This window comes from Bacillus sp. LQ01 (assembly GCF_057624735.1).
In genome coordinates, this window is record NZ_JBYEZL010000001.1 from 1,500,742 (window position 1) to 1,520,455 (window position 19,714).

The window sequence follows — 19,714 nt, forward strand, 5'->3', positions numbered from 1 at the left end:
AAGTATATATAAATAATATGATAGGGGATGGGATGCGATATTTTGAATGAAGTAACAGTTTTTATATAAGAAATAATTAGGTAGTCAGAACGGAGATATTTGGGAGGAAACAAGCGAGATGAAAACATTTTTGAAAATAATAGGTGTTATAGCTGGTATGGCGGTAATTGGAGTAGGTTTAACATATGGTATGCTGCATTATTTAAATAATAGTAAACCAGCTGCGAAAAAGGCATCACCAGCTGCTCCAGCAGTAGAAGTATTAGCTGATAGTAACGTAAAAGCAGAAGATGCAAAGCTTTTAGAAAATGGAAATTATTCATTGCCGAATAGTGGTTTTAATAAAAATTTTAAATGGACAGATGAGAACATACAGACAGCATTACATGAAATGGCACATCAAAAAGCGAAAGCTGATCAAAAGTGGGGCTATATTTTTATTACACAAGAGCGGATTGAAAGCTTAATTGATATTGTAAAGAGTAATGATCTTGTACAGGGAAGTACATATGTAGAAATTTTAGAACGATGGAAACAAGGAAAATATGAAAAGGTTGATGGGGATCACAATAAGATTTGGAAATTACAAAGTGGGAATTTAGGAGAAGGAAAAGGAGTAATGTCGCAAGCTGAGCAAAAAGAATTAATTAATCAAGTGTTTATGAACAAAGGTACATATTCAGGTAGTAAATTAATTGCAGGTGGGGAACAGACTAATAAATAGTATACTAATTAATGAAAGAGAGTAATTACTTATTAGGCAATTACTCTTTTTCTATGTACGTCTTAATATTTTAGTCTCGTTCAAGTAAGGAAAGGAACGATTGTAATACCGGGGAAATCCATCTAGATTTATGATAGATTACATAACTTTGAATAACTGTTGGAGTTTCGATAGGTTGAAAACATAGTTGTCCTTTTTGGCAACTTTCTTGTACAACGATATAAGGAAGAATTGAAATGCCTAACTCACACATAACGGATTGTTTAATGACTTCAACATTGGAAGTTTCAAATGTTTTAGCTGGAATATTTCCACTTTGACATAAAAAACGATCTACCATTGGCCTATAGCCGCAGCTTTGTTCTGTAAAAATGAACTGGGTGTCCTGTAATAACTGGAATGGATTTGTATGCGCAGAGGAATAAGCTGGTAAAATCCATCCAAATGTTTCATTACTAAAAGTACGCGTAATAAAATCATTATGTTCTATACTTTCTCCAATTATGAAGACAACGTCTGTTTCTCCTTCACGTAATTTTTGTAATGCTTGTTCATTTGTGTTTGTTTCAAGTACGATATTTACTTTCGGATTTTTCTGTTTGTAAGTACGTAATAATTGTGGTAATCGGTATACCGCTAATGATTCATTAGATGTAATACTTAATGTACCTTCTAAATAATCTGTATTTTGGGGGATTTCTCGCGCTTTTTCATATATTGAAAGTAATTCTAATGCATAAGGATGAAATTGATGACCTGCTTTTGTAAGTAGCACTTTTTTCCCTAACCGATCGAAAAGAGGAATATGTAAATCGTTCTCTAAAGCTTTCATATGTGCTGTAACAGTAGATTGCGCATAACCTAGCGCATGCGCAGCCTTAGAAAAATTACCATACTTCACAATGGCGCAAAATGTTTTAACATGTCTCATTTCCATAAGCAATCCCTCTTTTATTATCATGATTTGTGAATGATTATATCATGTATTTTAATTTTCCAAATGATTAAATTCTGTATAAAATGAAATTGTAGAAATATTCATTCAGGTGATATTGGAGGAGAAAAGATGAAAAAAAAGGGCTATCATGTAGCTGTTGTTGGGGCTACAGGTGCGGTAGGACAAAAAATTATTGAACTGTTAGAGAATGAAATGAAGTTTAATATAGTTGAAGTTACATTGCTTTCGTCAAAACGATCCGCCGGTAAGAAAGTAAGATTCAAAGGACGAGAGATAATTATAAAAGAGGCAAAAACAACTAGCTTTGAAGGTGTAGATATTGCCTTTTTTAGCGCTGGGGGAGAAGTATCTAGACAATTTGTAACTCATGCAGTTTCTAGTGGTGCGATTGTAATTGATAACACAAGTGAGTACCGAATGGCGCAAGATGTACCGCTCGTTGTTCCGGAAGTGAATGCGCATACTTTAAAGCAGCATAAAGGTATCATTGCAGTTCCAAATTGTTCAGCATTACAGATGGTAACAGCACTTCAGCCGATTCGAAAATCATTCGGTTTAGAAAGAATTATCGTTTCAACATATCAAGCCGTATCGGGTTCTGGTATTCATGCGATTCATGAATTACAAGAGCAGGCTAAGTCTATGCTTGCTGGTGAAGAAGTGAAAAGTAATATATTACCGGCGAAAAAAGATAAAAAACATTACCCAATAGCGTTTAATGTACTGCCTCAAGTAGATATATTTACAGACAATGATTTTACTTTTGAAGAAGTAAAAATGATTCAAGAAACGAAGAAAATATTAGAAGATGAAAACCTGAAAATGGCAGCTACTTGTGTACGTGTTCCAGTTGTATCAGGGCATTCAGAATCGGTTTATATAGAACTGGAAAAAGAAGCAACCGTTACGGAAATTAAGGAAGTATTAATGGATGCACCAGGTGTTATTTTGCAGGATAACCCTAGTAAACAGCTGTATCCAATGCCATTATATGCAGAAGGGAAAATAGATACATTTGTCGGAAGAATACGTAAAGATCCTGATATGCCAAACGGATTCCACCTCTGGATTGTTTCTGATAACCTATTAAAAGGTGCGGCTTGGAATTCAGTTCAAATCGCAGAGACTTTAGTAGAAAAGGGAATACTTTAATCTAGTTTGAAAAACCGGGGAATCGATAATCATTTTCCGGTTTTTATCCCGCTATTTGCTGGGCAGTAAGACCCCCACTGATTAAAGCTTCACTTTATTTAATAATTGTTTTCTTTATTTCGCCCAACTTTAATTTAAATTAGTCGTTATTGAATTTTTATAAATATCTACTTTATGTGCAGTGAAGCGTAAGGTTTTGGATTCTGCATGAATTGTTAGGTTAATAATAATCGATAACGGCATTTCGACCGTTTTCACAATATCTTCTATAGCAATATACTCATTTTCTGCTTCGTTATAATAAACAACAGAACGAATTACTGCCTCGTTATTTTCAATGTCAATTTCACACATCATAGGGAATTTTTCACCATTATGTAAGAATAGTTCGCCTAGTACGATTGAACCGTTTAGCTCCTCTGTAAAATTAGTAGTTGCTGCTGGTTTTACCCATGTTTCGTCATGTTCTTCGTTTTCCTCTTCATCTATTGCCCATTCCCAAATGGGGTTTTGTTTTAGGTCTTCAATAGTTAATTCATCAATTGGTTTGCAATTGCTCATACATAAATTCTCCTTTTGCTTTGATAAATAAGTTTCTTAATCTCAAAAATTAGATGATTGCTTACGAGTAAGTTCAATATAGTATTTTGCTCATTTGATATTAAACTATTTTATTTTGAAGTAAAGCTTCTGTAGCAATATTAACAAAAAAATAATTATTAGTGGAGGTTTTAAAGTGGCATGGAGTTAAGGTAAGGTAGTAAAAAACATCAAGAATGAATGGGATTCATTTGGTACGATATGGATATGTTTAATAAGAGGGGGAATTTGATGTATCAAGTAAAGGGGTATTTTTCATCGCTCAAAGGAAGTCATTATGAAATTGGTAAGCAACAAGGTGAATTTGTGAAACAACATTCTTATCTTATTCCGCAATTTATAGAGCAAGAAAACTTAATATCGCATAACCATTGGACAGAATCTAGAAATATATTAAATCAATATTGTTCTGGAATTAATGAAGAAATTGAAGGTTTTTGTGAAGTGTTAAAAATTCCTTCAAAAAATATGATGTATTACTATCAAACACTATTGAAAGCAGGTTGTAGTCATTGTGCAGTATTACCTAAAAAGACAGATTCAACTCACACTTATGTATTAAGAAATTATGATTTATCACCAGTAATAGATGATATGCGTTTTTGCTCGACGCATGTTGAAGGTGCGTATGCACATAGTGGCTTTTCTACTCAATATTTTGGTCGAACAGAAGGGGTTAACGAACATGGATTATCTGTTACATTTTCAGCATGTGGTCAACCAGTAGGAAACATTGCAGGTTTAAGAAAGCCAATGGTAAATGGTTTACAGTGTTTTGCGGTAATTCGATTGTTGTTGGAGAAATGTAAAAATGTGCAGGAAGCTAAATCACTAATAGAAGAAATACCAATTGCTAGTAATATTAATTTAATAGTAGCTGATCCTTTAAACGCAGCACATATTGAAATATTTGACGGTCATAAATCCACAACAACGATTGATGGTGACAACCAAACTTTTATTGTATCAACAAACCATGCAGTTAGTTCATCAATTCAGAAATTAAATAATAGGAAATTAGAACAATCTACAAAGAGATATCATGTTTTACATGAGCATTTAAATGGATATGAACAAGTGAGCATAGAGTCTTTAAAAAAGTTAGTAGAAGAATATCCTGATGGACTGACTGTACATAACTATGAAGAATGGTTTGGAACTTTACATTCTGTATTATTCGATTTACATGATCGTACAATGAAGATTTGTTTCGGATCACCACTTTTAAACGACTGGTACTCATTGAAAGTTGGAGGAAGTATGCCGTTTTCTGAGGTGAACGTGAACTTTAAAAATAAAACTTATACTGACTTTTGGAGGGAAGATAAGAATGAATTGATGCCTAAAAGATAAATGAGATAAGATGATAATGAAGAGAGTGCATTTACACTGGAGGGATTACCAATGCTAAAAGTTATGTTACCATTTGTTCTTATCTTTTTTCTTGTTATTGCGATGTATATTGCTTATCAAAAGAGAAAAAAATCTGGGATAAAAGGATTGAAAAGTGCGTTAACTTCTATTTGCTTCTTTTCACTCGCAATTTTAAATATGTTTGCATATTGGTTTCACTTTGGCGGTGCTTTTACTTGGTTATTTTCAATTGTATTATTGCTAGTTGGTGCATATTTTACTAAATATATTCCAATATCTAAAAAGGTACATTAAAATCTATAAGAGTTTAATATAATGTTTACTTTGTTTTGAAAAGAGATTATTCTACTAGATCGTTGTGAAACGGTTTCATAGGATAATCTCTTTTGTTTAGTTTTGGAAAGAACGTACTGTACTTTTTAGTTGCTCAATAAATTCTCGAGTTGCAGCACACATATATTTATCTTTTCTATAAATTAGCCCTATTTCAATTGTTGGAGTAGGGTTTTCTATTTTAATAGCTTGAATGTTTTTATTTTGTAAAAAGTCTATATATGGTTTGGGTAACACTGTAATTCCCATTCCTTTGGAAACCATTTGGATTAAAGATTCCATCGTGCTAATTTCTAAAATTGGTCTTGGTTTAAAGTTGAATTTTTGACAATGAGATGTAATTAGTTCGGTTAAAAAGAAATTTTTAGGTAAAAGAATTAAAGGGTAGTTCTGTAATTCAGCAATAGATACATGATTACGTTCAGCTAATCGATGACCAGTTGGCACGACTAATGTAAGATCGCTTTTGTATAGAGGGATAGAGATAATCTCTTTATCTTGCACCGGGAGAAATGTAATTCCAATATCTAGTTCGTTTCGTAATAATTTTTCACGAATATCTCCTGTGCGAAGCCCTAATACAGAAAGCTCTATATTGGGATATAAATTATTGAAATTTAAAATAGCTGTTGGTAGTAAATAATTTACGACGGTTAACAAAGCCCCTATTGTTAAGGAACCTTGCTGTAATCCGTTTAGGTCTTGAATAGCTGAACGAGCTTGTTCGACTTCATGAAAAATGGTTTTACTATGTGATAATAAAATCTTCCCTGCTTCAGTTAAAGATATTTTTTTACCAATTCGATCGAAAAGTGGCATTCCTACTTCATGCTCTAATGCACGTATTTGTTGACTTAGAGAAGGCTGTGAAATATTTAATTTCTCAGCTGCTTTTGTGAAATGTAATTCTTTTGAAACAGCTAAAAAGTATTCAAGTTGTCGTAATTCGATTGGAATCACCTCAAGTATAATAATAGGTTATACCTATCATTATTATATAAATAATTGAATTGAACAATGATTTTAAAGGTTTTATAATCATCTTTATATAGCAGAGAGGGTTGTAAAAATTAATTGAGAGAAAAATACATGTAACACCTTTAAAGGAGGAAATAGAATGGCTAATGAATATCAATTATTATCTTTAAATATAGGATTACCAAAAGAGGTTACATACGGTGGAAAGGTAGTTCATACAGGCATAAATAAGAAACAAGTAAAGGAACCGGTATATTTATCCTTTGTAAAATTTAATGGGGATGGACAAGCTGACTTAGTTCATCATGGAGGAGTAGATAAAGCAGTTTGTGTTTATACTGGTGATCACTATCCATACTGGGAAAAAGAATTGAATCAAGATCTTGTATATGGGGCTTTCGGAGAAAATATAACAGTTAGTGGTATGAGCGAAGAGGATGTTTGTATTGGTGATACATTTGAGCTAGGACAGGCAATCGTACAGGTAACACAACCAAGGCAACCTTGTTTTAAATTAGCAAAAAAATATAATATTCCAAAGTTACCACTATATTTTCAAGAAACAGGATATACAGGATTTTATTTTCGTGTATTAAAAGAAGGATGGGTATCATCAGTCGACACCTTAAAAAGACTACAGTCTGATCCAAAAGGTGTTTCAGTAGCATTCGCTAACCGTATTATGCATAAGGAAAAACAAAATATTGAAGGGGTAAAAAGGATATTAGAAGTAAATGCACTTTCAAATAGTTGGAGAAAGTCTTTTGAAAAGCGTATAAGTGGAGAAGAAATTAATACGAAGGAAAGACTTGAAGGGATAAAAGAATAAAAATATTTTATTATAAATAGTGTATTTCTATTAGTAAAAGCTAATTAGAAAGCGCTATTTTTATAAAATAAACTAATTAATATCCGAAAATCTTAATATTTTTTTATTCGATTTATTTTCAAATAGTCGAAACATAAAATTAATTAGACTTTTTTTTTATGTTTTATGATAGTATATTGATTGGTAAGACCTCTATTTTTAAGAGTAGGTCATATAAGTATATCTAATTTAATGGAATTTAACATTTGGAGGTACAACATGGGGAATGTTGAAAAATTGGCAAGTCTTCTAATAGAAGAACCGAAAAGAGAGCAGTTATTTCCTTTATTTGAAGAAGTGTTTGGAATTACAACTCAAACATTGAATGATTTTTCGGATAAAGGATATTGGGATGATACATATAAAGCTTTATCATTTTTACAAGAAGATAAAGTGATTGCAAATGTTGCGGCATTTTCACTCCCATTATTAATTAATGGTGAAAAAATAAATGCGGCGGGTATTCAATCAGTAATGACACACCCTAATTTCCGTAGACAAGGGCTAATGACACAATTAATGAGTAAAATGATAGAAGAAATTGATAAGAAATGTGAATGTGCATTATTGTTTACGGAAAAACCTGAACTATATACAGCATTTGGATTTAAAGTTGTGCAGGAATATTTGATGACTATACCATATGATAAAAATATTAATAATAACCATTCACTACTTAAAAAGTTAGATTTCTATAATATAGAGAATAGACAGTTAATACATGAAACGATTGATAGTAGCCAAAGACTTTCAAATAGTTTTTCAACTTTAAACTTCCATCCTTCATTTTATTTGAATATGTATGATTCGGAATGGAATGAGAAATTGTATTATTCAGAGAAACTAGATGCTTTAATCGTTTATGAAGTAGACAATGAAAAGTTGAAATTATTTGGAGTATTTGCGCCAGTACTTCCGGTTTTAGATGAATTATGTGGAGAAATCAATGAAAGGTTTACGGAAATCGAATTTTATTTTTCACCGGATCAATTAGGGGTTGAGGATGTACAGTTTATAGAATTACAGTCTAGCAAGTATTTAATGGTTCGAAGTGATAAAGAGTTAGATTTTAAAGGTTATAAATTCCCAGTATTAGCGGAGTTTTAAATGTCTATATAAATGCTTTATTATGGAGGAGCTATGAATATATCGTATATACCAGAACGTATTGAGCAACTCACTATAATGAATGTACCTGAATACTATAAAATTAATGATAATCATGCGTTTATTGTCCGTTCGAAAGCAGAAACCGATTTTTGGCTTAAAACACATTATGGTTTTGAAGTAATGAATGGTCATGTATTTTATAATGAGATGATGACAGACTTTCAAGCTGAAGTTCAGTTACGTATGAATCCAAATTCAAAATTCGATCAAGCAGGTCTTTTTGTTATGATTTCGGAGAACTGTTGGCTAAAAACATCTTTAGAATATATCCCTGAAGGGCCATCTCACTTAGGTGCTGTCGTAACGAATAATGGATATTCTGATTGGTCAACGCAGGATTATCCAACAGAAGCAGCTAAGCAACAACTTCGTTTTCGAATTATTCGAAAACGCGGTGATTATACAATATATGTGAAAAAGAGCCATCAATGGGAACAAATAAGAATCGCTCATTTAATGGAGGATATAGGGAGTGAGCCTATTAAAATAGGTTTTTACACGTGTAGTCCTTCTAAAAATAATGGATTTGAGACTGAGTTTTTAAATTTTACAATTGAAGAATTATAGATGAAAAACCGTATTCTTTTCATTAAGAATGCGGTTTTTGTATTTACATAATATAAAGCATATGTATTGACCAGAAAGTCATTAATACTTATCATTTAATAATGTTAAATGTTAATTTGCATAATATAATAAAAGTAATGAAGAAATTACAAAAAATATCGCTTAAATAAGGAGGGATATGAATTATTCAGTGGTAATTTCATGGGAAAAGGAGATTATGTATGAAATCATTTCGTAAGTTATTACAGTATTTAAAACCATACATGTTCTTCGCTATTATTGGACCGCTATTTATGGTACTTGAGGTTGCGATGGACTTAATTCAACCGACTATTATGCAACATATCATTGATGTTGGGATTGCAAATCGGGATTTAAATTATGTAATAAAAATGGGGCTTCTTATGATAGGAGCAGCAGCACTCGGTTTAGTTGGAGGGCTTGGGTGTATGATGTATTCTACAAAAGCAGCTGTTAATTTCGCTACTGACATACGAAAAGATGTGTTTGCGAAAATAGAAACATTTTCTAGTAATAATCGTGATTCATTTGGAACAGGTAAATTATTAACGATCGTGACGAATGATATCACTTCCATTCAATCAGCAATGACAATGACATTACGTGTTCTCGTTCGTGGTCCGCTGTTATTTATGGGAAGTATAATTATTGTTTTTGTAACAGCAAGAGAGTTATTTCCAATATTACTTGTAGTTGTTCCGATTTTATTACTTGCGATTATTTTAATTGCAAGTAAAGCAAGTGGTACATTTAAAAAGGTGCAAGAGGCATTGGACAAAGTGAATACAAAGTTACAAGAAAATTTATCTGGTGTACGTGTTATAAAAGCGTATGTAAGACAAAAATATGAAATCGCTCAATTCGGAAGTGTAAATACAAATTTAACGAAGATAAATATTCGAGCTGTGCAACTTATTTCTTTAATGATGCCAATCATTATGCTAGTTGTAAGTGGCGGGATTGTCGCAACATTATGGATTGGTGGAGAAAAAGTATTCAATGGAACGCTTCGAGTAGGAGCGATTTTGGCATTTATTAATTACTTGAATATCATTTTAATGTCACTTATGTCGATTAGCATGGTATTTATTCAAATTGCGCGAGCTTTTCCATCTGCGGATCGTGTACAGCAAGTGTTAAATACCGAGGTTGATATTATAAGCGCAGCTAATGCAATCGAACCTGAGAAAATCGAGGGGAATATCGAATTTAAAAATGTTAGTTATAGCTATACGAAAAATAATGAATACGTTTTAAAAGATATTTCGTTTAGCATACAAAAAGGTGAAAAAGTAGGGATTATTGGATCAACTGGAAGTGGTAAATCTACCTTAGCGAAACTGTTACCACGTCTATATGATGTGGATCAAGGTGAAATATGTATAGATGGAATAGATGTTAAAACATATGATTTGCAAAAACTCCGTGCTTCAATAGGGTTTGTACCTCAGAAGGCTTTGTTGTTCTCAGGTAGTATAGAAGAGAATTTACGTTATGGTAAAGAAAATGCAACACATGATGAGCTGGAAGTAGCAGCTGCATCAGCTTGTGCGACTGAGTTTATTAATAAGCTGGAAGAATCTTATCAATATAATTTAACACAAGGTGCGACAAATCTATCAGGTGGACAAAAACAACGTGTATCAATTGCAAGGGCACTTGTGAGAAAACCACCGATTCTCATATTAGATGATTCTACATCAGCAGTTGATGCAAAATCAGAGGCTACTATTCAAACAGCTTTAAAAACAAAATATAAAGGCACAACGACATTATTAATCGCGTCCAAAATTTCTTCCATAATGGATGCGGATAAAATACTTGTATTAGATAATGGTGAATTAGTTGGCAATGGTACACATGAACAATTGTTAGAACGAAGTGAGGTTTATCAGGAAATTTATCTTTCCCAAGGTGGTAATTTGCATAAAGAAGGTGGGGAAGAACATGCGTAATTTTCAAGGGCAATTTGCTAATAAAGGTGGACGAAACACACCAAAGATGGGAAAAGCTAAAAATGCCCAAGGAACTGTAATGCGGATATGGAACTATATGGGCTATCAAAAAGCTGCTCTAATGTTTGTTATATTTCTAGTCGTTGTTACTACTTTACTTGGATTATTAGGTCCCTATTTTATGGGAGTCATTATAGATCAATATATTGTACCGAAAGATTTAAGTGGTACAGCAAGAATGTGTATGTTACTTATCGCGATTTACGGTGTAACTGTACTTTTAACATGGTTACAAACATTTGTCATGATTAACGTTGCATTAAAAACAATTCAAAAAATACGACAAGATATTTTTGAGAAAATCCAAACGCTTTCTTTACGGTTCTTTGATGTGCGTTCTCAAGGTGATTTAATGAGCCGTGTGACAAATGATATAGATAATTTGAACCAAGCTTTGACACAAAGTGTTGTACAAATTATTTCATCAGCGCTAACTTTTATAGGTGTAACGATTGCGATGTTCGCCTTAAATTGGATTTTAGCAATTGTAACTTTAATTACAGTACCTATTATGTTTTACGTTACAAAAAAACTAGTTGCATATAGTGGTAAAAACTTTGCGAAGCGTCAAAAAGATTTAGGTGAATTAAATGGATTTATTGAGGAAGCAATTACAGGTGCGGATGTTACGACGTTGTATGGAAAAGAAAAAGAAACTGTACAAAATTTCAATAAAATTAATGAACAGCTAAGAGTTTCAGCTACGAAGGCTGATACATTTTCAGCTTTTATTTTTCCAAGTATGAACTTTATTAATAACTTAGGTATGGGGCTTGTCATTGGGACTGGATCAGTTATGGTCTTAAACGGAATGACAACAGTAGGTGTTATTGCGGCTTTTATTAATTATTCTCGTCAATTCTCAAGACCGTTAAGTCAATTTGCGACTTTAATGAATACAATTCAAGCGGCAGTTGCTGGTGGAGAACGTGTTTTTGAGATTATGGATGAGGTACCAGAAATTCAAAATAAAAAAGACGCATTTGTTGTACAAAATTTACAAGGGCATGTTGCACTTGAGAATGTTTCATTTGGCTATGCAGAGAATAAAACGATTTTAAAAGAAGTGAGTCTTAAAGCGCAGCCAGGAGAGACAATTGCTTTAGTTGGCCCGACTGGATCAGGGAAAACAACAATCATTAATTTGTTAACTCGCTTTTACGATATACAGCAAGGACAAATTCATATTGATGGAAAAGATATAAAAGATTATGATATTAATTCTTTACGAAGTAAAATAGGAGTAGTTTTACAGGATACGTATTTATTTGCTGGTTCGATTATGGATAATATCCGTTATGGACGCTTAGATGCTACTGATGAAGAAGTTATCACTGCAGCTAAGGCAGCATCTGCACATTCTTTTATTAAGCATTTGCCAAATCAATATGAAACAGAAATTGCTTCAGAAGGATCGAATTTAAGTCAAGGACAAAAACAACTTCTTGCGATTGCACGAGCAATTTTAGCAGATGCAGATATATTAATTCTCGATGAAGCGACATCTAATATTGACACAAGAACAGAATTACAAATACAAGCAGGGCTAAATAATTTAATGAGAGGTCGCACAAGTTTTGTGATCGCTCACCGACTTAAAACAATTGAAAAAGCAGATCAAATCCTTGTTATAAAGGATGGAAGAATTTTAGAAAGAGGGAATCATGAGTCTCTTATGGAAGATAGAGGGTTTTATTTTGATCTGTATACGAGTCAGTTTAAAATTTAATAAAAAAAATGAGGTTTCTCTAGAAAAGAGAAGCCTCATTTTTTTATTTGTAAACTTTATGAATTACTTTTCTAACCAAATTAATTATCCGACCTGAAAAATACTTATACTTGCAGATACATTTGTTAAAGAGCCACCATCACTATTTGAGAGAGTGATAGTACCTGCTGAAGAGGTGTTATTTATTAAAGTCAATGTTGAAGGAACAACTGTTACGGTAAAAGCAGCAGTACCTTGATTTATTGTATGTGGTGACCCCGTACCAAAACGTCCACCTGAAATTGGTGTACCATTTAGTTGGAGGGAGAATTGGTTTTCGCGAGAAGCTTGTAATTGAAACTCTGCTACATATGTTCCTAGTGTATTAATTATAATATTTCCAGTACCTGTGATGTGGCTAAGGGCAGTTCCTGTTATAGGTCCATTTGTGTTAAAAGTAACACTACTTCCTACTGCAATTGATTGGTTAGTAGTATCAAAAACATATAGATAGTTTGTTAATCCTACACTAGCCGCCCCGGTAGTCCCAGTGGAGCCAGTAGCCCCAGTAGGCCCGGTGGAACCAGTGAAGCCAGTAAGTCCAGTGGAACCGGTAGCCCCGGTAGCTCCAGTAGCCCCAGTAGTCCCAGTAGCCCCAGTAGCCCCAGTAGTCCCAGTAGCCCCGGTAGTCCCAGTGGAGCCAGTAAGTCCAGTGGAACCGGTAGCCCCAGTAGTCCCAGTGGAACCGGTAGCTCCGGTAGCCCCAGTAGTCCCAGTGGAGCCAGTAAGTCCAGTGGAACCGGTAGCCCCGGTAGCCCCGGTAGCTCCAGTAGCCCCAGTAGTCCCAGTAGCCCCGGTAGTCCCGGTTGAGCCAGTAAGTCCAGTGGAACCGGTAGGCCCAGTGGAACCAGTAGGTCCAGTAGTCCCAGTAGCCCCGGTAGTCCCAGTGGAGCCAGTAAGTCCAGTGGGACCGGTAGCCCCAGTAGCCCCAGTAGCCCCGGTAGTCCCAGTGGAGCCAGTAGGCCCGGTGGAACCAGTGAAGCCAGTAGGCCCGGTGGAACCAGTGAAGCCAGTAGGCCCGGTGGAACCAGTGAAGCCAGTAGGCCCGGTGGAACCAGTGAAGCCAGTAGGCCCGATGGAACCGGTGAAGCCAGTAGGCCCGGTGGAACCAGTGAAGCCAGTAGGTCCAGTGGAACCGGTAGCCCCGGTAGCTCCAGTAGCCCCAGTGGGACCGGTAGCCCCGGTAGCCCCGGTAGTCCCAGTAGTCCCGGTAGTCCCAGTGGAGCCAGTAAGTCCAGTGGAACCGGTAGCTCCAGTAGGTCCAGTGGAACCGGTAGAGCCAGTAGCCCCGGTAGCTCCAGTAGCCCCGGTAGTCCCAGTGGAACCGGTAGCTCCAGTAGCCCCGGTAGCCCCGGTAGTCCCAGTAGGTCCAGTGGAACCGGTAGCTCCAGTAGCCCCGGTAGCTCCAGTAGGTCCGGTAGAGCCGGTAGTCCCAGTAGTCCCAGTAGAGCCAGTAAGTCCAGTGGAACCGGTAGAGCCAGTAGCCCCGGTAGCTCCAGTGGAGCCAGTAGCCCCGGTAGTCCCAGTGGAACCAGTAGCTCCAGTAGAGCCAGTAGCCCCAGTAGAGCCAGTAAGTCCAGTGGAACCGGTAGCCCCGGTAGCCCCGGTAGGTCCAGTGGGACCGGTAGCTCCAGTGGGACCGGTAGCCCCGGTAGTCCCAGTAGTCCCAGTGGAACCAGTAGCTCCAGTAGGTCCGGTGGAACCGGTAGCTCCAGTAGGTCCGGTAGAGCCGGTAGCCCCAGTAGGAGAATGTGGGAGAATAATACGGTTAATATCTAAAAGTGAAAAGTTAATGAACATATCTTTGTTTTGATAATCTATCGAAATCACCTCACTAGCATGTTTAAAGAAATAGTAAAGTAATAATTTTTATAGGTATTTCATTTCTATATTATTAATGCAACTTATTTTGGAAACAGTAAATAGCTATTATGACTATAGGGTATTAATTTTTAACCTAAATTTTAATAAAACCTTTATTAAAGATAAAGAGCGCTTTTAAAGGCGCTCTGAGACAAGTTTCATGTTGAAAAAGGGAATGGAGGATATTATGTGCATACTGTATTAGAATGTTGTAAATTTTTAATTAAAAATAAAAGGATCTTATAAAAATTTAAAATTTGTATTATTAGATAGTCACCATACAATAAAATATGCTTGTTTGATATAAATGTGTGTCAAATTTACCAAAATATATTTTGGCATGCATAAGAAAATTAAAATACTTTATTAGTAAATAATAGCGGCTTCAGTGACAGATGGTAGAAAGAGTTTATGTGGTATTGTAATAATTTCAAGCGCAATTTGCGCTGAATATAGGAGTATTTGAGTTAAATCTAAAGCGAGTGTTAAAAGTATTATGAAGCTTGTAAGAATTACAAAACTACCCCAAAAGAAACTTTTTGAAGTGTTGCGGAAATCTTTTATTAAGGAAAAGAAAGAAAAAGATGCGGTAACAATAAGAATGAAAATTTTATACTTATCAGACATTATAACCCTCCCAAAGAACAGTAATTTATATTATACTGTATTTTTCAATATTATTATAAAAAGATTTTAAAGTGAATAATAAGAAAAAAATAAAGCCATAACTTAAGACATTAGTTTAGGTTCTATTGTTTGAATACTTTGTTTTAGAAGGTATATAATCTGAAATTGAAAATTTTCCAAATGAATTGCCATTTTTTATTTCTAATCCAACATCAGGTACTCAATGAAATGGTATGAAAGATTATAGGCTGGTGATACGACATTAAATAAGAGGAATCTGCGCGCAGCAAGAGTCCTAGCTCAGATTTCTACTAGAGAAAAATATTTAGTTGGAGTTGATATGTTAATAAAAAACGGATGGATGTGGAAACTAAATATTCATGACATTAAGGATAAAGGTCAGGAAATATAATTTGGTATTCTGGGAATAACCGGAGGTCCGTAGTTAAAGTTGCATAGAATTTGTATTTTGTTTCTAATTTTTCAATTGTTGTTAAGTGATGAGAACCTAGTCCACGCTGTACACTATGTTGAGAAAGAGTCGGCCCAATTTGTAATTTTCGTTTTTTCATTGCATCGTTCCATGGACTATAAAAAAATTTAAAAATAAAAGCAGGTTCCATGTAAATGCTATAAGGATAATGCGAACCATGTCTCCCGACTCTATAGTTCCCGTGCGAATTATTGTGAATTAATCTACCGTTAAGATATAGTTGGTTTGGATTAGGTTGAATTATTATGCCGTGATAACGTTGTTTAACAAGCGGAGAGCTATATCTTGGATTAGTGTAGCCATGAGTCGGTTCGTCAATCATCATAATCATTCTTATTGAAAACATATTGCCACCCATAGTGCTAAGTGATTTGAAAAATTGTTCTTTATTATAACAGCACAGGAATTCTGTCGTATTCAATACCATTTTCCATCCTGTAATTTCTCTTTCAATTTCCATAATTTCTTGATCAACTAAATAAGCATCAAATTCGAGTGATTTTGAGTTTCGTATTTCCCAATTAGGAGCGAATGTTTTACAGATTTCAACTGAACGATCAGTGGATCCACGATTAATAAGAATGCCATGATCAAATAGCTTTGTATGGTGCATTAACCACCATGGAAGTAAATATTCTTCATTGTAAAAATGAGAAATTAAAGTAGTCTTAATCAAAATCACCTCCGTATTTAACCTGCTTCTTATTTAATATGATATGGAAGGAAACCTATTGTTAGAAGGTTTCCTCTTAAAAGTTTTAAACCACATAGGGTATGTGGATGGATTAGTATATAAAGTAGTCTAATTGATAAAGAGTGGTATTAAAAAGTACAAAATCTAAAATGAGCATCGAATTAGTGTATAACGATTGAAACGGCACTGAAAACTAATAAAACAGCCATAATGATGTTGAATAATTGGTTATGTTTTACTAATATTTTTTGGAATATTGAACCAAATAAACTCCAACTAAATGTACTTAGTAAACCGACTATACCTAGAAATAATGAGAAAAGCAGAAAACTTGAATATGAATTGTAGTAGGGGAGTATGAAAGTCGATACTACAGTCAGTCCGAATAATATCCCTTTAGGATTAACGAATTGAAGAGAAATCCCCACAGTGAATAAGTTTTTATTATCTTTTTCAACGGGATTCGTACTGCTTTTACTAGTAAGTATTTTAATAGCTAAATATAACATATACGCTACACCTAAAATTTTTAAAGGGAATTCGATTATGGGTAAGATATTAAGTAGTACAACATTAAAGAAACTACATAAAGAAGTGAGGATGAAAAAACCAAAAGCTACTCCGAAGCAAAAGTTTATGCTTCTCTTTAATCCATGTTGATTTGCGTATGTCATAGCTAAGAAATTGTAAGGACCAGGTGTGAAGCTACTTATAAATACAAATAACAAAAAAGAAAATATAGGCATTTGAACCCCCAATTATTTTTGTATGTTATAATGACCGAAAAGAACAATATAACGTGTGCTTTTTATTATACATAACGGTCGTTATATTGTATATAGTGTGGGAGTGTTTTTTATGGAAGAAATTCAACTTATACTAGCGGAAAATTTAAAAACTATAAGAGAAAAAGAAAAATTAAGTTTGGAAAAAGTTTCCCAATTAACAGGTGTGAGTAAAACGATGATTGGACAAATTGAAAGAGGAGAATCAAGCCCGACACTAACAACAATATGGAAAATTGCAAATGGCTTGAAAGTTTCTTTTACCTCTTTAATCAACAATCCTCAGCCTGATACGAAAGTGATTTTAAGAAAAGATATTCAAGCATTGTCTGAAGACAATGGAAAATATAAAGTGTATCCTTCTTTTCCTTTTCAAGATGATAGACATTTTGAAATGTATACAGTAGAAATAGAAACAGAAGGGAAATTAAGTTCAGAAGGGCATAAAGAAGGCGCAGAAGAATTTATTACGGTATTTGAAGGTGAATTGACAGTAGAAGTGAATAACTGTCAATATACATTAAATAGTGGAGATTCAATTCGTTTTAAGGCCGATAGATCACACTCTTATTATAATTTAGGGGAATCTTTGACTCGATTAAGCATGACAATTTATTATCCAACTGCATAAGTTTACATTTATAGTAACAAAAGATAAAACCATCTTTAAGAGATGGTTTTTATTTTTTATTACTCACAAAAAAAGACACTCATCTGAGTGTCAACATAGTATTGCTCTCGCGTATAGGATTGGAGTACGTTTCTCAAATACGTATTGAGATGGTTCGTAAAAAAGAAACTGTCTTCATATTTAATGTAACATCGGTGGAAGTCAGTGTAAATTGATAATATATATACGGAAAATTTAGTATAGATAGTTTCTACTATGAATATAGTGCAATTTGTTCTTTAATGCGCCATCACTTTTATGAAATAATTGGGAGGTTCTTATCATGACAGACTTAGTATTTAATAATGTTTATTAGAAAAAGAATGAATCATTTTTAAATCGATTCGTATAATTGTTAGAGAGGCACCTGTTGAACCACCTCCAACCAAATTAACGATGTATAATACGCCGAATAATTGAAGTGAAATTGTAGTATCGGCAATTAAATTATTGTTATAATTTGAAGTTGATATAGCGGGAGAAAAAATAGAACCAGGAAGTGGAGTAGAAGCGTTTAATAGTGTTTTGTTCCAGCGAGTAGAGCAGTTGTCGTATTAACTTGATAGGTTAAATGATATCTTCTGGTTACAGGAATTGTAAATATATCGTTTGAGGCGTTAACTGTAAAATTACCGAGGCTTTGGTTATTAGAAAGAGGAATATTAGTTCCGCCTAATATCACAGTGATGGGATCACCTAATGTATTATTAGCGAACATAGAGTTTGTTGTAACTATTGACCCAGTATTTCTGGTAGGTTCAGTAAGTCTGTATGGAAGAATAATTTCAAGAGCCATTGATACTAGTTTTTCTATTCTTTTTTCATTTTTATCTTGAGTATAAATTACCTCATTTTTAAATTAGAATGCAATAAGTTTCGTGTTTTTGGAATGGGACTATCATTTTATTATATTAATAGGAGTTATAGCAACGGTAAAATGTTTAATAACTGTATGAATTATTTGGAAAGAAAAAAGAATAGTTATGAAAGCATTTCTTAATAATAGACTCATACTTATGTAAGTTAATTAAAAATATGTGGAATGAGGAATTAAATTGAAGCGGAATGATAAATTATCAATAAATAAAGGTAAGATAGAACCTGAGAATATTGGACCTACATTTTCAGCTCTTCCTCCAATATATATTCCAACAGGAGCAACAGGAGCAACAGGAGCAACAGGAGCAACAGGAGCAACGGGAGTAACAGGAACAACGGGAGTAACGGGAGTAACGGGGGCAACAGGAATAACAGGAGCAACGGGAGCAACAGGAATAACGGGAGCAACAGGAACAACGGGAGCAACAGGAACAACGGGAGCAACGGGAGTAACAGGAGTAACAGGAGCAACGGGTGTAACGGGAGCAACGGGAGTAACAGGAACAACGGGAGTAACGGGAGCAACAGGAACAACGGGAGCAACAGGAGCAACAGGAGCAACAGGAGCAACGGGAGCAACAGGAGCAACGGGGGCAACAGGAATAACAGGAGCAACGGGAGCAACAGGAGCAACAGGAGCAACGGGAGCAACAGGAGCAACGGGAGCAACAGGAGCAACGGGAGCAACAGGAGCAACAGGAGCAACGGGAGCAACGGGAGTAACAGGAGCAACAGGAGCAACGGGAGCAACGGGAGCAACAGGAGCAACGGGAGCAACAGGAGCAACGGGAGCAACGGGAGTAACAGGAGCAACGGGTGTAACAGGAACAACGGGAGCAACAGGTCCTACTGGGGGGATTGGCCCTATAACAACAACTAATTTGCTATATTACACTTTTTCAGATGGAGAGAAACTTATATATACAGATGCAGATGGCATAGCTCAATATGGTACAACGAATATACTATCACCTACTGAGGTTTCATATGTAAATTTGTTTATCAATGGAATTCTGCAACCACAACCATTCTATGAAGTTAGTACTGGTAAACTAACTTTATTGGATAACCAACCACCATCGCAAGGTTCTTCAATTATTTTACAATTTATTATTATTAATTAAAAAAGACAGATTCTTAATGTGAAAAGGAATCTGTCTTTTTTGTTCTGAATT

The 19,714-nt window shown here is 34.8% G+C and carries 18 protein-coding genes and 1 pseudogene; 11 read left to right on the forward strand and 8 right to left on the reverse strand.

Translation table 11 applies throughout. The features are described from left to right. The first annotated feature begins 118 nt into the window (after positions 1 to 118). Positions 119 to 724, forward strand: a complete 606-nt coding sequence (locus AC22L0_RS07910; protein WP_000846983.1) for a PRK06770 family protein — start codon at positions 119 to 121, stop codon at positions 722 to 724. A 70-nt stretch (positions 725 to 794) separates the two neighbouring features. Here the strand turns inward: AC22L0_RS07910 and AC22L0_RS07915 are convergent, their stop codons facing one another. Further along, positions 795 to 1,661, reverse strand: coding sequence for a LysR family transcriptional regulator (locus AC22L0_RS07915; RefSeq protein WP_000425905.1), 867 nt, complete (start codon positions 1,659 to 1,661; stop codon positions 795 to 797). A 129-nt stretch (positions 1,662 to 1,790) separates the two neighbouring features. Between AC22L0_RS07915 and AC22L0_RS07920 the strand changes: the two genes are divergently transcribed. After that, entirely contained in the window at positions 1,791 to 2,834 is a 1,044-nt protein-coding gene (locus AC22L0_RS07920) for an aspartate-semialdehyde dehydrogenase (RefSeq protein ID WP_061654644.1), read from the forward strand. Between the two features lie 129 nt (positions 2,835 to 2,963). Here the strand turns inward: AC22L0_RS07920 and AC22L0_RS07925 are convergent, their stop codons facing one another. Then, positions 2,964 to 3,395, reverse strand: a complete 432-nt coding sequence (locus AC22L0_RS07925) for a hypothetical protein (RefSeq protein ID WP_000063764.1) — start codon at positions 3,393 to 3,395, stop codon at positions 2,964 to 2,966. A gap of 270 nt (positions 3,396 to 3,665) precedes the next feature. Between AC22L0_RS07925 and AC22L0_RS07930 the strand changes: the two genes are divergently transcribed. Together AC22L0_RS07930 and AC22L0_RS07935 are read left to right on the forward strand one after the other, a co-directional pair. Then, positions 3,666 to 4,787, forward strand: a complete 1,122-nt coding sequence (locus AC22L0_RS07930; RefSeq protein ID WP_487272183.1) for a C45 family autoproteolytic acyltransferase/hydrolase — start codon at positions 3,666 to 3,668, stop codon at positions 4,785 to 4,787. A 51-nt stretch (positions 4,788 to 4,838) separates the two neighbouring features. Beyond that, on the forward strand, positions 4,839 to 5,102 hold the full coding sequence (locus tag AC22L0_RS07935) for a hypothetical protein (RefSeq protein WP_000921858.1): 264 nt from the start codon (positions 4,839 to 4,841) through the stop codon (positions 5,100 to 5,102). Between the two features lie 96 nt (positions 5,103 to 5,198). On the opposite strand, the gene AC22L0_RS07940 is transcribed toward AC22L0_RS07935, so the two are convergent. After that, complete coding sequence (locus tag AC22L0_RS07940; RefSeq protein WP_000612243.1) at positions 5,199 to 6,101, reverse strand: LysR family transcriptional regulator; 903 nt, start codon at positions 6,099 to 6,101, stop codon at positions 5,199 to 5,201. A 157-nt stretch (positions 6,102 to 6,258) separates the two neighbouring features. On the opposite strand from AC22L0_RS07940, the gene AC22L0_RS07945 reads away from it, so the two are divergent. The 5 genes from AC22L0_RS07945 (at position 6,259) to AC22L0_RS07965 (ending at position 12,489) form a co-directional block, all read left to right on the forward strand. Then, on the forward strand, positions 6,259 to 6,948 hold the full coding sequence (locus AC22L0_RS07945; RefSeq protein WP_001263003.1) for an MOSC domain-containing protein: 690 nt from the start codon (positions 6,259 to 6,261) through the stop codon (positions 6,946 to 6,948). Between the two features lie 258 nt (positions 6,949 to 7,206). Beyond that, positions 7,207 to 8,094: a GNAT family N-acetyltransferase gene (locus AC22L0_RS07950; RefSeq protein WP_098218528.1), complete on the forward strand. Its 888-nt coding sequence runs from the start codon at positions 7,207 to 7,209 to the stop codon at positions 8,092 to 8,094. Positions 8,095 to 8,127: 33 nt separating this feature from the next. Next, entirely contained in the window at positions 8,128 to 8,724 is a 597-nt protein-coding gene (locus AC22L0_RS07955) for a DUF1349 domain-containing protein (RefSeq protein ID WP_001027681.1), read from the forward strand. A gap of 221 nt (positions 8,725 to 8,945) precedes the next feature. After that, positions 8,946 to 10,700 (forward strand): ABC transporter ATP-binding protein, encoded by a 1,755-nt coding sequence (locus AC22L0_RS07960; RefSeq protein ID WP_087967861.1) that lies wholly within the window; start codon positions 8,946 to 8,948, stop codon positions 10,698 to 10,700. After that, positions 10,693 to 12,489 carry an ABC transporter ATP-binding protein gene (locus AC22L0_RS07965; RefSeq protein WP_001243556.1) on the forward strand — a complete coding sequence of 599 codons (1,797 nt, stop codon included), beginning with the start codon at positions 10,693 to 10,695 and terminating at the stop codon, positions 12,487 to 12,489. Before AC22L0_RS07960 ends, AC22L0_RS07965 begins: the two co-directional genes overlap by 8 nt. Before the next feature lie 84 nt (positions 12,490 to 12,573). Here AC22L0_RS07965 and AC22L0_RS07970 read toward each other — a convergent pair whose 3' ends face one another. The 4 genes from AC22L0_RS07970 to AC22L0_RS07985 form a co-directional block, all read right to left on the reverse strand. Next, positions 12,574 to 14,358 carry a collagen-like triple helix repeat-containing protein gene (locus tag AC22L0_RS07970; RefSeq protein ID WP_487272184.1) on the reverse strand — a complete coding sequence of 595 codons (1,785 nt, stop codon included), beginning with the start codon at positions 14,356 to 14,358 and terminating at the stop codon, positions 12,574 to 12,576. 399 nt (positions 14,359 to 14,757) lie between these two features. Next, positions 14,758 to 15,018, reverse strand: a complete 261-nt coding sequence (locus AC22L0_RS07975; RefSeq protein WP_001281135.1) for a hypothetical protein — start codon at positions 15,016 to 15,018, stop codon at positions 14,758 to 14,760. 386 nt (positions 15,019 to 15,404) lie between these two features. After that, a complete protein-coding gene (locus AC22L0_RS07980) occupies positions 15,405 to 16,187 on the reverse strand; it encodes a glycosyltransferase family 2 protein (RefSeq protein WP_140160756.1) in 783 nt (260 codons plus the stop codon). A gap of 179 nt (positions 16,188 to 16,366) precedes the next feature. After that, on the reverse strand, positions 16,367 to 16,951 hold the full coding sequence (locus tag AC22L0_RS07985; protein WP_087967854.1) for a LysE family transporter: 585 nt from the start codon (positions 16,949 to 16,951) through the stop codon (positions 16,367 to 16,369). Positions 16,952 to 17,006: 55 nt separating this feature from the next. Between AC22L0_RS07985 and AC22L0_RS07990 the strand changes: the two genes are divergently transcribed. Next, positions 17,007 to 17,621, forward strand: a complete 615-nt coding sequence (locus AC22L0_RS07990; protein WP_140160755.1) for a helix-turn-helix domain-containing protein — start codon at positions 17,007 to 17,009, stop codon at positions 17,619 to 17,621. Between the two features lie 338 nt (positions 17,622 to 17,959). Here AC22L0_RS07990 and AC22L0_RS07995 read toward each other — a convergent pair. Beyond that, a pseudogene (locus tag AC22L0_RS07995) lies at positions 17,960 to 18,456 on the reverse strand (BclA C-terminal domain-containing protein). Positions 18,457 to 18,715: 259 nt separating this feature from the next. Here AC22L0_RS07995 and AC22L0_RS08000 point away from each other — a divergent pair. Further along, positions 18,716 to 19,663, forward strand: coding sequence for a DUF4183 domain-containing protein (locus AC22L0_RS08000; protein ID WP_487272185.1), 948 nt, complete (start codon positions 18,716 to 18,718; stop codon positions 19,661 to 19,663). The last annotated feature ends 51 nt before the right edge of the window (positions 19,664 to 19,714 follow it).